At 68.5% G+C, this 14,066-nt stretch carries 10 protein-coding genes; 4 read left to right on the plus strand and 6 right to left on the minus strand.

Annotation, left to right across the window (positions count from 1 at the left end):
- Positions 1–178: 178 nt before the first annotated feature.
- Entirely contained in the window at positions 179–1,207 is a 1,029-nt protein-coding gene (locus ACETK8_RS08710; protein ID WP_374039106.1) for a Kelch repeat-containing protein, read from the plus strand.
- Here ACETK8_RS08710 and ACETK8_RS08715 read toward each other — a convergent pair.
- Complete coding sequence (locus tag ACETK8_RS08715; protein WP_374039107.1) at positions 1,197–1,652, minus strand: low molecular weight protein-tyrosine-phosphatase; 456 nt, start codon at positions 1,650–1,652, stop codon at positions 1,197–1,199. The genes ACETK8_RS08710 and ACETK8_RS08715 overlap by 11 nt on opposite strands.
- A 12-nt stretch (positions 1,653–1,664) precedes the next feature.
- A complete protein-coding gene (gene mutL / locus ACETK8_RS08720) occupies positions 1,665–3,524 on the minus strand; it encodes a DNA mismatch repair endonuclease MutL (protein ID WP_374039108.1) in 1,860 nt (619 codons plus the stop codon).
- Between the two features lie 621 nt (positions 3,525–4,145).
- Between mutL and ACETK8_RS08725 the strand changes: the two genes are divergently transcribed.
- Together ACETK8_RS08725 and ACETK8_RS08730 are read left to right on the plus strand one after the other, a co-directional pair.
- The gene (locus tag ACETK8_RS08725; protein ID WP_374039109.1) at positions 4,146–5,102 is read left to right on the plus strand and encodes a hypothetical protein; all 957 of its coding nucleotides are present in this window, start codon (positions 4,146–4,148) and stop codon (positions 5,100–5,102) included.
- A 231-nt stretch (positions 5,103–5,333) separates the two neighbouring features.
- On the plus strand, positions 5,334–6,134 hold the full coding sequence (locus tag ACETK8_RS08730; protein WP_374039110.1) for a hypothetical protein: 801 nt from the start codon (positions 5,334–5,336) through the stop codon (positions 6,132–6,134).
- A gap of 33 nt (positions 6,135–6,167) precedes the next feature.
- On the opposite strand, the gene ACETK8_RS08735 is transcribed toward ACETK8_RS08730, so the two are convergent.
- The 3 genes from ACETK8_RS08735 to ACETK8_RS08745 form a co-directional block, all read right to left on the minus strand.
- Positions 6,168–7,787: a M20/M25/M40 family metallo-hydrolase gene (locus tag ACETK8_RS08735; protein ID WP_374039111.1), complete on the minus strand. Its 1,620-nt coding sequence runs from the start codon at positions 7,785–7,787 to the stop codon at positions 6,168–6,170.
- 59 nt (positions 7,788–7,846) lie between these two features.
- On the minus strand, positions 7,847–8,998 hold the full coding sequence (locus tag ACETK8_RS08740) for a GNAT family N-acetyltransferase (RefSeq protein ID WP_374039112.1): 1,152 nt from the start codon (positions 8,996–8,998) through the stop codon (positions 7,847–7,849).
- 166 nt (positions 8,999–9,164) lie between these two features.
- Positions 9,165–9,623 (minus strand): RidA family protein, encoded by a 459-nt coding sequence (locus ACETK8_RS08745; RefSeq protein ID WP_374039113.1) that lies wholly within the window; start codon positions 9,621–9,623, stop codon positions 9,165–9,167.
- Positions 9,624–9,735: 112 nt separating this feature from the next.
- Between ACETK8_RS08745 and ACETK8_RS08750 the strand changes: the two genes are divergently transcribed.
- Positions 9,736–10,662, plus strand: coding sequence for a hypothetical protein (locus ACETK8_RS08750; protein ID WP_374039114.1), 927 nt, complete (start codon positions 9,736–9,738; stop codon positions 10,660–10,662).
- 348 nt (positions 10,663–11,010) lie between these two features.
- On the opposite strand, the gene ileS is transcribed toward ACETK8_RS08750, so the two are convergent.
- Positions 11,011–13,935, minus strand: a complete 2,925-nt coding sequence (gene ileS, locus ACETK8_RS08755) for an isoleucine--tRNA ligase (protein ID WP_374039115.1) — start codon at positions 13,933–13,935, stop codon at positions 11,011–11,013.
- Positions 13,936–14,066 lie beyond the last annotated feature (131 nt).

Genomic DNA, 14,066 nt, shown 5'->3' on the forward strand with positions numbered 1-14,066 from the left:
CGTGAAGGCTCGCGCCGGCGCAGTCACGCCGACGGTGGATCAGAGGCTTCGACAGTCGGTGCTGTCAGGCCTCAGGCCTTTCGCACAATCTCGGACATAGGCTTCCTGTCGGGACGATCCCGAGGGGTTGAACGCCGTCCGTATAGCCCGGATCGGAGATTCAAGCCAAGCTGTCGCCATGACCCAGATCGATCGCCGCAGCCTGCTCGCCGCCGCCGGAGCCGCCCTCCTGGCGCCCGCCGTTCCCGCCTTCGCCCAGGAGACGGGCTGGACCACGCGGGCGGCCATGCCCTGGCCGGCGCAGGAGATCTATTGCGCCGTCCACGACGGGAAGATCGTCACGGCCGGCGGTCTGGTGGCGCATGGGCGCGACCCGCTGCACATCGAGGATCGGGTGGCCCGCTATGACCCCTGGGCCGACCGCTGGGACGAGGGGCCGAAACTGCCGGCGCCACGCCACCATCCGATGCTGATCGCGGGCGACGTCGATCTCTACGCCGTCGGCGGCTATGCCCGATCCGAGGCCGGGGAGTGGACCAACACGACGACCGCCTGGGTGCTGAGCGAGGGGACGCACTGGGCTGAGGTCGCGCCCCTGCCGTCGCCCCAGGCCGAGGCGGTGGGCGTGGGCTGGGGCGAGACCCTGCACCTGATCACGGGGCGCACGCCGGGCGGCGAGGCCAACGGGAACTGGAACGATCAGGTCGATACGGACCGGCACCTGATCTACCGCATCGGCGACGACCGCTGGGAGGAGGGCCGCCCCTGTCCGATGGCGCGCAACAGCGCGGCCGCCGCGGCCATGGAGGGCGCGATCTGGGTGGCGGGCGGTCGGACGGTGTCGGGCGGAGGCACGGGGCGGCTGGACCGCTACACCCCGTCCGAGGATCGCTGGGACACGCTTGCCCCCATCCCGTTGTCCGAAGCGGCGCAAAACCAGGTGGGCGGCGGTCTGGCCATGGCGGCTCTTGCCGGTCGACTGGTCGCGTTCGGCGGCGAGTGGTTCCAGCGCGGCGGCGGGGGCGTCTTCGTCGAGACCTGGATCTACGATCCCATGCCCGACCGCTGGGGGCGGGGGCCGGACATGGCGACGCCGCGTCACGGCCTGGCCGCCGCTGCCTATGGCGATGCGATCTACGCCATCGCGGGCGGCTCGGTGGTGTCCGGCGGCAATGCCTCGACGGCGCTGGAAGCCTTCACCCTTTAAGCGACGCCGCCAGACCCGCGGCGCCGGCCGAGACGTCGCTCCAGGTGACTTCGAAGCCGGCGTCGTCGCCGTAGTAGGGATCGGCGACCGACTGGCCCGGCCGTCCGGCGTGGTCCAGCATCAGGCTGAGCTCGGCGGTCGCGTCTGAGGGGGCGAGGCGACGCAGGTTCGACAGGTTGTCGGTGTCCATGGCCACGATGTGGGTGAAGCGGCGGAAGTCGTCCGCCTTCACCTGACGGCCGCGATAGACGGAGATGTCCGTGCCGTGGCGGCGGGCGGTGGTCTGGGCGCGAGGGTCCGGCGGATCGCCCGCGTGCCAGCCGCCGGTGCCGGCGGAGTCGGCGACGACATCCAGATGGAGGCGCTCGGCCTCGGCGCGGAAGGCGGCCTCCGCGAGGGGTGAGCGACAGATGTTGCCGAGGCAGACGAAGAGGACGGAATACACTCTGATCTCCGCCTATCGCCGCCCGAACAGCCGTTCCAGGTCGTTGAGCTTCAGCTCCACATAGGTCGGGCGGCCGTGGTTGCATTGGCCGGAGTGGGGGGTGGCCTCCATCTGGCGCAGCAGGGCGTTCATCTCGGGGGCCGACAGGACGCGGCCCGCGCGGACCGAGCCGTGGCAGGCCATGGTGCCGCAGACCTCGGCGAGGCGTTCGCTGAGGGCCAGGGCCGCGCCGTGTTCGGCCAGATCGTCGGCGATGTCGCGGATCAGGCCCTGGACGTCGGTGTCGCCGAGAAGGGCGGGCGTCTCGCGCACGAGGACGGCCCCGCCGCCGAAGGGTTCGACGATCAGGCCGAGCTGGGCCAGTTCCTGGCTCCGAGCGACCACGCGGTCGGCCTCGGCGGGGTCCAGTTCGACGACCTCGGGGGTCAGGAGGGCCTGACGGGTGACCGAGCCCGTCGCCATCTGGGTCTTCATCCGCTCGTAGACGAGGCGTTCGTGGGCGGCGTGCTGGTCGACGACGACGATGCCGTCGCGGGTCTGGGCGACGATATAGGTGCCGTGGACCTGGGCGCGGGCGGCGCCCAGAGGCTGGTCGATCGGATCGGGGGTGTTGGCGGGGCTGACGTGTTCGGGCCAGGCGGCGAAGCCGGGGACGGGTGTCTCGACGCGGGCGGTGCGTTCGCCGAGGCCCGGGATGTCCTGGTTGGCGGCGGCGGGACGCTCCCAGCCGACCCAGCCGCTGTAGCCGGCGGCAGGGGCGAAGCTCTGGGCGGACTGGGCGCTGGGGCTGAAGGCCGGACCGGCATGGGCCGTGAAGCCGGCCAGCACATTGTCGGCGACGGTCGTCGAGGCGCGGTGCCCGGCGGCGTGCAGGGCGTGCCTGAGGGCGCCGACGATCAGGCCGCGCACCAGGGCCGGATCGCGGAAGCGAACCTCGGCCTTGGCCGGGTGGACGTTCACGTCGACGAACAGGGGATCGATGTCGAGGAACAGCACCGCCGCCGGATGACGATCCCTCGCCAGGAAGTCGGCATAGGCGCCGCGCAGGGCTCCTTGCAGCAGCCGGTCGCGCACCGGGCGGCCGTTGACGAACAGATACTGGTGCGCGCCGTTGCCGCGCGAATAGGTCGGCAGGCCTGCGTAACCGCTGAGGCGGACGCCCTCGCGTGACTGGTCGATCAGGAGGGCGTTGGCCTCGAAGTCGCGGCCGAGCAGGGCGGCCAAGCGCTTCAGGCGGCCTTCGTCGCCGGGGTGTTCGGCGGGCAGGCGAAGCGTGGTCTTGCCGTCGAGATCCAGGGTGAAGGCGACGCTCTCATGCGCCATGGCCTGGCGCTTGATCTCTTCCGAGATGGCCATGGCCTCGGAGCGTTCCGATTTCATGAACTTCAGCCGGGCCGGGGTGGCGTAGAAGAGGTCGCGGACCTCGACGCGGGCGCCGTGGGGGCCGGGGAAGCCGGCGGGGGCGACCGGGCGCTGGTCGCCGCCTTCGACGGTGATCTGATGGGCGTCGCCGCCGGGCGCGCGCGAGGTGATGGTCAAGCGAGCGACCGAGCCGATCGAGGGCAGGGCCTCGCCCCGGAAGCCCAGGGTGTGGATGCGCAGCAGGTCGACGTCGCCGGCGTCGTCGGGTTCCAGCTTGGACGTGGCGTGGCGTTCGACGGCCAGGGCCAGCTGATCCGGTGCCATGCCGTGGCCGTCGTCGGCGATCAGGATGCGCGACAGGCCCCCGCCGTCCGCCTGGATCTCGATGCGTGTGGCCCCGGCGTCCAGCGCGTTCTCGACCAGCTCCTTGATGGCGCTGGACGGCCGTTCGACCACCTCGCCGGCGGCGATGCGGTTGACGGTCTCGGGCGGGAGGCGGCGGATGGGCATGGGATTCGCGATCTTAGCGCCTTGCGCATGCGCGGTCTCGCGTCGCATGGTCCGGCGACGAGATATGGGATGACCCAGAGGGAGCCGACTAACCGCCAAAGGACGTGGCCCGCCACGGCAAGGTCCGACCTGAAGGCGCGGACCGGGCGATCGCTGGAGACCCGGCTCGAGTTCCTTAGGGTCTGCCGGGAGAGGGCGTGAGCCGAGAGATTGCTGCGCAGGCAGGCTGGAGCGAACGCCACTGATCATAAGGATGTCGCCGCCCGCTGGGAGCGGCGACATTGAAAACCCCATTCTTAGGGCTCGACGCAATCCATCATGGTCTGAGGATCAGGGCATACCCAATGGCCATCCACGAAGTAGCAGCCGGACCAGAGAAGGCAGGCTTCATTCGGTTCAGCATGCACGGTCGTGGGGAGAAGCGCGCCAACGAAAGCGGCAACGGCAAGCAGCTTTTTCATACAGTTGATCCTCCAACGCGACGAAGCGTCGCCATTTCGAGGTGTCGTGAAAACTATCTCATTGGTAGTGCAATAAACGTCATGCGCGAAAATTCAGGGCACGTTCTAGAGAATGATGGGTCCGTTGTAGCGTTCGGTTGCATTGCCCTTGGAGATACAGATGATCGGACTTTCGGTTTTGGCAGGGCTTTTGACGCTGCAGATATCGGCATCACCGGCGCCGTCCCAGAGTGCTGTCCTGTCCGGTGAGGAAGACGCCCGGCTTGAAGACGTCGTCGTTATGGGCCGGCGGTTGTCGGAGGCGACAAGCGACTTTGTGCTTCGCGTAGCGGCCCCAGCGGCAGATCGGGGACCGGCGAGATGGCGAGATCAGATTTGCGTCGGCGTCGGCAATCTGGAGCGAACCGCTGCCGAATATCTGATCGACCGCATCGCCAGCACCGCGGAAAGTCTGGGGTTGCGGGCTGAACCGCCAGGCTGCGACCCTCGGATCTTCGTTCTCTTCGCTGATGATCCCGATGCAGCAGCCCGACAGCTGGTTGAGGCTCGGGGAAGACGATTTCGCATTGGGATATCTGGCTCGGACCGTGGTCAGCGTGCTTTGGAAGAATTCGTCCAGTCGGACGACGTGGTTCGGTGGTGGCAAAGCAGCGCGCCGGTGAATTCAGAGACCGGGCGCATCTTGGGTCGCTTGCCAGGTTCGCCACCCTTCTCCGGACCAAGCGAAATACAGCGACCGTCGGACCTGGGTCCTCAAGGCATGGTCGTGTCAGGTTCCCGGCTCAGGGGTCCGTTGGACGACAATCTTGCGCAGGTTATCGTCATCGTCGATTCTGATCGAGTGATCGGCATCGACCTCGCGCGACTGGCCGATTACCTGACCATGGTCGCCTTGGCCCAGATCGACCCCGACGTCGATCCGGGACCCTACGACAGCATCCTGGGTCTGTTCGCTCACCCCGAGACAGCGCCGGCCGGCATGACAGACTGGGACCGCGCCTTCCTTCAAGGCCTGTACCAAGCCGAACAGACGGCGCGAAACCCGCGGGCACGCCTGTCCGCCGTCGCCGACAGCATGGCTCAGCGGGTTCGAGACCAGCAGAGGGCGCAGCGGTAAAGGCTGAGGCCACAGCCTGAGCCTCTTCGATTCACTCAACTGGTGGGGTCGTCATGTCCTGGTCTTGGCTTTTCGCTGGCGTGCTGGCGTGCTGGCGTGCTGGCGCTGCAAGCGTCGTCTCCGGTTCCGCCGTCAGAGGCGCAAGACCAGGTCGAAATTCCCTCTCAGGCGACGACGGTCGAAGACATACTGGTCTTGGGTCGTCCTCTTTCGCAGGCGACCACAGATTTCGTGGGGCGCGTCTCCGCGCCCACGACTGGGCGTGGGGCGGCGACCTGGAGGCGACGGTTCTGCGTCGGCGTGGGCGGCCTGAGGCGCGAGGCGGCGACCCACATCGTCGACCGCATTTCGGCGGTCGCGTCGGATCTGGGGCTGCAACTCGGGCGTCCCGGATGTCAGCCGCGCGCCTTCGTCCTCTTCGCCGAGGATGCCGATCTCGCCACGCAGACACTGGTGAGAACCAAGGGGCGGCGCTTTCGGATAGGGTTGCCGGACTCCGATCTGGGCGACCAGGCCCTGGCGGACTTCCTGGTGTCCGATCAGCCGGTGCGTTGGTGGCAGAACACGGTGACCGTCAACGCAGAGACGGGGATCATCAACCGGCACCTGCCGGGCCAGTTGCCGGTCGGAACGCCCGAGGTCATCCGCTCACCGACCGATCTCGGCATGTTGGGCAACATCGTCACCCCCTCGCGCCTCCGCAACGAGGTCCGGGACGACCTCACCCAGGTCATCATCATCGTTGATGTGGATCAGATCCTCGGTATCGACGCGACCCAGCTGGCCGACTACCTGGCCATGATCGCCCTGGCCCAGATCAACCCGGAGGTCGATCCCGGCCCTTACGACAGCATCCTCAGCCTGTTCGCCCGGCCCGAGAGCGCGCCGAGCGGTCTGACGGATTGGGATCGCGCCTTCCTGCGAGGTCTCTACGGCGCCGAGCAGGTGTCGCCCAATGCACGCACGCGTCTCTCCGCCGTCGCCGACGGCATGGCTCACAACGTGCGGCGACAACAGAGGGAGCCGCGGTAGGGCGGCGGAGGCCGGAGCCTCCGCCTTTCCGGGTCATTCGGCCGGCAGATACTCGAACGGATCGCTGGGCGTCGGCTGGGTCGGGATCGGCATGCGGGGCAGGGGCTGGTCGCGGTTGGCGGCGTTCAGCAGGAAGCTGGCCAGGATGACCGCCGCCTGCCGCAGGTCGTCGGCCTTCAGGTGGTCGTAGCTGTCGATCGAGGTGTGGTGGATGCGGCTGTTGTAGTCCAGCGGGTCCTGGATGAACTGATAGCCGGGGATGCCGACGGTCTGCATGTAGACGTGGTCGGTGCCGCCCGAGGTGCGGAGCGACACGGTCGAGGCGCCCAGGCTGGCGAACGGGGCCAGCCACTCCTGGAAGATCGGCACGGCGGCGACATTGCCCTCGGCGTTGATGCCGCGAATCTTGCCCGAGCCGTTGTCGAGGTTGAAGTAGGCGACCAGATCGCCGTGGCCCTCGCGCGGCTGGATCGGCCAGCGGTTGCGCCAGGTGCGGTTGTTCGGCTGGCCGGCCAGGCGCGGATCGGTCGAGGGGGCGCGGGTCGCCAGATGCTGGTCGACATAGGCCAGGGAGCCCCACAGACCCTGTTCCTCGCCGTTCCACAGGGCGAAGCGGATGGTGCGTTTCGGGCGGACGCCCAGCTCCCTCAGGATGCGGGCGGCCTCCATGACCACGGCGCTGCCGGCGGCGTTGTCACTGGCGCCGTCCGAGGCGACCCAGCTGTCCAGGTGGGCGCCGGCCATGACGTATTCGCCGGAACGATCCGTACCCGGAATATCGGCCAGGACGTTGTAGGCGTTGATGTCGTCGTCGTGGAACTGGACCTCGCTCATCAGCTCCAGGGTCGGCGGGGTGTCGGTGCGGGCGAGGCGGGCAAGGCGACGATAGTCCTCGGCGGCCAGCTCCATGCCCGGGACCTTGGGCGTCTGGCCGACGCGGAAGCCCGAGCCGGTGCCGTGCAGCAGTCCGCCGTCACGGGCGGACATGCGGACGAGAGCGAGCGCGCCTTCCTGGGCGAGGAAGTCGTCCAGGGCGACGGCGAAGTTGGGGGCGTCCAGCTGACGCTCGATGGCGGCGGGCGAGTATTGCGGCTGGGGGTAGACGTTGCCGCTGCGGAGCTGTTCGTCGGTCAGGCGCAGGAAGGGCGCCTCGGCGGGTTCGGAGCCGGTGTTGGGCTGGGTGACCAGAACGATCTTGCCGCGCAGCTGGCCGCGATAGCGGTCGAAGTCGGCGACGCGGGTCATGGGGGCGACGACAACACCCGCCGTGATCGTCCCATTGGTGCCGGGCGTCCAGGCGATGGGGATGGCGCGCAGGTCGATGACGCGGGGCTCGGTCATTCGGGCGCTGGAACGGACGATCGACCAGCCGCGACCGAACTCGAAGCCCTCGGTGCGGACGTTCGACAGGCCCCAATCGCGGAAGCGCTGCTGGGTCCAGGCCTCGGCCTCGCGCATGGCGGGGGAGTTGGTCATCCGGCCGCCGATGTTGTCGGTCAGATAGGCGGCGGTCTGCATAACCTGGGAGTGGTTCAGGCCCTGATCCAAGATGCCGTTGACGGCGACGCGGTCGACGGACTGGGCTGAGGCGGGCGCGGCGGCCAGGGGCGCGGTGAGGGCGGCCGCGGCCAGAAGGATCAGCAGACGAGACATGGGCGCTCCGGGGGAAATCAGAATTTCGCGATAAAACGCCGCACCGCGACGCTTTGCAATCAGGTCGATCTGTACGGGGACAGTTCTTCTGTCATGGCCGCGATCTCGGCGGCGACGCCCGGCCGTTCCTGGGACAGGTAGTGGGCCACCGGATCGCGCAGGGCCGGGTCGGCGATGAAGTGAGCGGAGTAGACGGGCGAGGGAAGATAGCCGCGCGCGATCTTGTGCTCGCCCTGCGCGCCCGCCTCTACGCGGGAGAGGCCGTGGGCGATCGCGAAGTCGATGGCCTGGTAGTAGCAGAGCTCGAAATGGAGGAAGGGGACCTCATCCAGCGCGCCCCACTGACGGCCGTACAGCGCATCGCGGCCGATGAAGTTGAGGGCGCCGGCGATGGGGACTTCGTCGCGGAAGGCCATGACCAGGGCGATGCGGTCGGCCATGGTCTCGCCGACCAGGCTGAAGAACTCGCGCGTCAGATAGGGGCGGCCCCATTTGCGGGAGCCCGTGTCCATGTAGAACTCGAAGAAGGCGTCCCAGTGGGCCTCGGTGATGTCGGCGCCGGTCAGGACGCGGATACTCAGCCCGGCTTGCGCGTCTCGGCGTTCCCTACGGATCGTCTTGCGGCGGTTGGAGGACAGGGCGGCGAGGAAGTCGTCGAAGGTCTGGTAGCCGTCGTTCCTCCAGATGAACTGCATGTCCTGACGGCGCAGCAGGCCGGCCTCGCCCATGGCGGTCCATTCGGGCTCGGTCGGGAAGTTCACATGCAGGGAGGAGACGCCCATCCGCTCGGTCAGGGTCAGTGCGCCCTGGATCAGGGCGGCGCGGACGGTGGCTTCGTCCGTGTCCGGATGATGCAGGAAGCGCGGGCCGGTGGCGGGGGTGAAGGGGACGGCGCCGAGGAGCTTTGGATAGTAGCGGCCGCCCGCCCGCTGGTAGGCGTCGGCCCAGGAGTGGTCGAAGACGTATTCGCCCTGGCTGTGGCCCTTCAGATAGAGGGGCATGCAGCCGAGGACCGCATCGTCGGGACCGCGCAGGGTCAGGTGGCGCGGGCCCCAGCCTTCCTTGGCGACCGCGCTACCGGAGGCCTCGCAGGCGTTCAGGAAGTCGAAGCTGACGAAGGGATCGCCGGTCGGCGCGGCGCAGGCGTCCCAGGCCTCGCGCCCGATGGAGGCGAGGGTGTCATGGATCTGGAGGGTGAAGTCTTCCGTCATCCTTCTCCCCTCGGGGGAGAAGGTGGGCCCGAAGGGCTCGGATGAGGGGGCTGGTTCCGTTTGGCAGATCGGATGGAGGGGGCGCGCGGACGCAGCCCCCTCATCCGTCTCGCTTCGCGAGCCACCTTCTCCCCCGAGGGGAGAAGGGTCATGTCGCGGGCTTCGCTCACCGCACCTCGACGATGGCGTCCACCTCGACGGCGAAGCCGAGGGGCAGCTGGTAGACGCCGACGGCCGAGCGGGCGTGGCGGCCGGCGTCGCCGAACACCTCGACCATCAGGTCCGAGCAGCCGTTGATGACGGCCGGGATGGCGGTGAAGCCGGGGCCGGCCTGGACGAAGCCGCCGAGCTTCACGACGCGGACGACGCGGTCCAGGTCGCCGTCCAGGGCGGCGTTGAGCTGGGCGATCAGATTGATGCCGCAGAGGCGGGCGCCGGCGGCGGCCTGTTCCGGGGTGACGTCCTCGCCGACCGTGCCCTTCAGGCCGCCCGAGGCGTCGTTCGACAGCTGGCCGGAGATGTGGACCAGATTGCCGGTGCGGACGAACGGGACGTAGTTGGCGACGGCCCCGGCGGGGGCGGGCAGGTCGATGCCGAGTTCGGTCAGGCGGGCGTTGATGGACATTTCAGGCTCCATATAGGTGTTGCGGGCGGTTTAGCGATTGTCGGCGACGGCGTCTCCTCCCCATGCTTCGCACGGGGAGGAGACGTTAATCTCCGTGTGCCACTGTTCGGCCATGGAAACGCTGAGCCTGACCCAGATCGAGGCCTTCAAGGCCGTCCGCAACCGCCTCTCCGCCGACGAGCGGACGCGGGTCGATATCGCCTCGGTGGAGGCCGTGGATCCGGCGGTCGCCTCGGCGCCCCACTGGAATTTCGACCTTCCCGCCCATGCCGCCGACAAGGCGCTGGGGGACGGCGCCACCGACGCCATGCGCCGGGCCCTGGTCGCGACCTGGGCGCTGGAGCTGCCGGGGCGGGCCAAGCAGGCCGCCCTGCCGGGCGAGGTGATGGAGCTCTATCCCTACTGGATGGACAAGATGGCCGAGTTCCTGACGGCGGCCGCCGACACGGATGCGGCCTATGACCCGGATCACTGGGCCAAGGATGTGCGGATGGCGCTGGTGCTCAGCGTGCCGGGGGCCTTGACCCAGACCATCGACCTGTCCTCGCCCATGGGGCCGGGGCAGGTGGTGCGGAACGGGCGCGAGGGTCACGGCTGGTCGCAACTGGTCAGCTATGTGAAGGCGCAGGGGTGGAAGAAGCCCTGGCTGGAGGTTCACACCGAGAGCCGCCAGCTGGCCGATTTCAACGAGGCCGGCTGGGACCGCGCCTGGGCCACCGCGGCGGCGATCTGCAAGACACGGCCGGAGCTGGCCGGGATGATCGGGTCGAGCTGGTTCTACGACCCGCCGCTGGAAACGATTTCGCCGCGTCTGGCCTATCTGCGTCTGAACCCGCTGAAGGGCGGGGCCTTCATCATTCACCAGGGGCCGGCGCCGATCCATTCGGAGCGGGCCAGTGCGTCGTCGCCGACGCGCAAGGCCATGATCGAGAGCGGGGAGTATACGCCGAGCTCGTGGCTGGTGGCCTGGCCGAAGTCGACGCTGATCCCGTGGGCGGAACAGCGCAAGGCCGCGATGGCGATGGCCGAGGCGGCCTGAGCCGGACTCCAAAACACCGTCCGAAGCGTCCGAAGAGTCCGAAGCGTTCGGATGGGGACGACGATGTGAAAGACCGGGACGGACAGTGTCTCACGGTTTTGGGCCGTGTCAGGGATAGAGGCTCTTAAAAGTTCGGGGCGTTGAAATCGCTGGGCGATTTCGGGTGTCCGTTGCCAATTATCCTTCTCCCCTTGCGGGAGAAGGTGGCCGAGCCGCAGGCGAGGTCGGATGAGGGGTGAAAGGCGGTAGCGCCGGGGCGCACCTGTCCGTTTCAGCGCATCTGTATCTTCGTACCCCTCATCCGTCGGGCTTCGCCCGCCACCTTCTCCCGCAAGGGGAGAAGGGAAGTCAGTGCGTGGCGTCCCACGCCCGGACGGCGTCGGCGTCGCGGGCCGAGAGTTCCGGATAGTCCGCGTCCGAGCCGACGTCCGGCACGCGCCGCCAGGAGCGGGCGCACTTCGGATAGTCGGCGAGGTTGACCGCGACCGAGATGGCGTCGCTGCCCCCCTGGTCCGAGTCGACCAGTTCGGCGCCCGAGGTGCGGAAGACCTCGGCGGCGTCGAGGCCGTCGAAGGCCGCGAACGAACCGGCGGGGCCGGTGACCGTGGGCCACGCGTCGAGCGCCCCGCCGATGGTCTTCTCGCGACGGGCGGCCTCAAGGGCGTCGTTGACGACCTCCAGCACCGACTGGACCGAGGCCCAGCGGGCGGCTTCCTCGGCGTTCCGCCAGGCGTCCGGCGTCTGGGGGATCACGCGGCCGCAGTTTGTGCCGGCGTCTGGATAGAGGGTCGTCCAGGCCTCTTCCATCGTGAAGGGCGTCAGCGGGGCCAGCCAGGCGGTGAGGCGGACGAAGACCTCGTGCATCACCGTGCGGGCCGCGCGACGACGGATGGCGTCGGGGCGGTCGCAGTAGAGGCTGTCCTTGCGGATGTCGAAATAGAGGGCCGAGAGGTCGCCGGAGCAGAACTCCAGCACCGGACGGACGACGTCCTGGAAGCGGTAGGTTTCGTAGGCCGAGCGGACCTGGCCATCGAGCTCCCACAGGCGGTGCAGGATGAACTTCTCCAGCGGCGGCATGTCGGCGTAGGCGACGCGTTCGGCCTCGTCGAAGTCCGACAGGGCGCCCAGCAGGTAGCGGACGGTGTTCCTGAGCTTGCGATAGGCGTCGACCGTGGTCTGGAGGATCTGTTTGCCGATCCGCTGGTCGTCCGAATAGTCGACCAGGGCGACCCACAGACGCAGGATGTCGGCGCCGGATTCCTTGATGATGGTCAGGGGATCGGTCGTGTTGCCCTTGGACTTCGACATCTTCTCCCCGTTCTCGTCGAGGGTGAAGCCGTGGGTCAGGACCGCCTTGAACGGGGCGCGGCCGCGGGTGCCGCAGCCTTCCAGCAGGGACGACTGGAACCAGCCGCGGTGCTGGTCGGAGCCTTCCAGATAGAGGTCGGCGGGCCAGTGGGCCGGGAGGTTGCCGGCGTAGCCGTTCTCCGGCAGGCGCGGGTCCAGGGTGAAGGCGTGGGTCGATCCGGAGTCGAACCAGACGTCCAGGATGTCCTCGACCTTCTCGTAGCGGGCGGGGTCGTGCTGACCCAGGAAGTCCGCGTCAGGCGCGGTGAACCAGACGTCGGCGCCGCCTTCGGCGATGGCCGCGACGATACGGGCGTCGACCTCGGCGTCATGCAGGGGCTGGCCGGTCTGTTTGTCGATGAACATGGCGAGCGGCGTGCCCCAGGCGCGCTGGCGGCTGACCAGCCAGTCGGGGCGGCCCTCGACCATCGAGCGGATGCGGTTCTTGCCGCCGGCCGGATGGAAGGCGGTGTCGTCGATGGCCTGAAGCGCTGTCTCACGCAGGGTGTCGCCCGACTTGAGCGGCTCATCCATGCGGATGAACCACTGGGGCGTGTTCCTGAAGATGACCGGGGCCTTGGAGCGCCAGGAGTGAGGGTAGGAGTGTTCGAGGCGCCCGCGCGCGAGCAGGTTTTTCGCCTCGATCAGCTTTTCCATCACCGCGCCGTTGGCGGGGCCGAACTTGCCGGTCTTCTTGCCTTCGGTCTCGAGGACCTTCAGGCCCGCGAACAGGGGCACGCCCGGATAGTAGGCGCCGTCGGGATCGACGGTGTCGGGCACCTCGTGATGACCGTGGGCCTTCCAGACCTCGAAGTCGTCCGCGCCGTGGCCGGGGGCCGTGTGGACGAAGCCCGTACCGGCGTCGTCGGTGACGTGGTCGCCGCTGAGCAGCGGCACGGAGAAGCCGTAGCCGGGATCGAGCGCGGCCAGCGGGTGGGCGCACTCCAGGCCGGAGGGGTTCAGGTCCGACAGGCGGGTCCAGGAGGCGATCTTGGCGGCCTTGAAGACCTCTTCCGCCAGCTTGTCGGCGACGATCAGGCGGTCGCCCGGCGCGGCCCAGGGCTCGAACTCCAGGCCCGTCTCCATGGCCGTGACCTCGTACAGGCCATAGGCGATCTCGGGGCCGTAGCTGATGGCGCGGTTGGCCGGGATGGTCCAGGGCGTGGTCGTCCAGATGACGATCGACGGCGTCGGATTGCGGAAGGCCAGAAGGTCGTCGTCATGGTCGTCGGACGCGGCGATGACCGGGAACTTCACCCAGATCGTGGGCGAGACGTGGTCGTGATACTCGATCTCGGCGTCGGCCAGCGCCGTGCGCTCGACCGGCGACCACATGACGGGCTTGGAGCCGCGATAGAGCTGGCCCGAGTTCTTGAACTTGTGGAACTCCGCGACGATGGCCGCCTCGGACTTGAAGTCCATGGTGGCGTAGCGGTTGGCGAAGTCGCCGACGATGCCCAGGCGCAGGAACTGGTCGCGTTGCAGGTCGATGTATTTGCCGGCGTAGGCGCGGCAGGCGGAGCGGAACTCGTCCTTGGAGACCTCGTCCTTGCGGCGGCCCTTGGAGCGGAACTCCTCCTCGATCTTCCACTCGATCGGCAGGCCGTGGCAGTCCCAGCCGGGGACGTAGTCGACGTCGTAGCCGAGCAGGAAGCGCGAGCGGACCACGAAGTCCTTCAGCGTCTTGTTCAGGGCGTGGCCGATGTGGATGTCGCCGTTGGCGTAGGGCGGGCCGTCGTGGAGGACGTAGAGCGGGGCGCTCTCGGACTGACGCTGGGCGCGGAGCTTGCCGTAGAGGTCGCCCCACTGTTCCAGGATCAGCGGTTCCTTCTGCGGCAGGCCGCCGCGCATGGGGAAGGGCGTCTCCGGCAGGAAGACGGTCTCGCGGTAGTCGCGACCGGAAGGAGATTCGGGAGTGTCGGCCATGAGGTCGGGTCTTTTCGTCTGTGTTCGTTCGATGTCGGGCGGGCGCTGTCTGGGCCGTGAGGCGAAGCGCGGTCTGCGATCCCGGCGGGCACGGGGACGGAACGTCCCTGGCGCTACGCCGGGCGGCTAAT

The sequence above is a fragment of the Brevundimonas staleyi genome (assembly GCF_041893865.1).
Classification (GTDB): Bacteria; Pseudomonadota; Alphaproteobacteria; order Caulobacterales; family Caulobacteraceae; genus Brevundimonas; species Brevundimonas staleyi.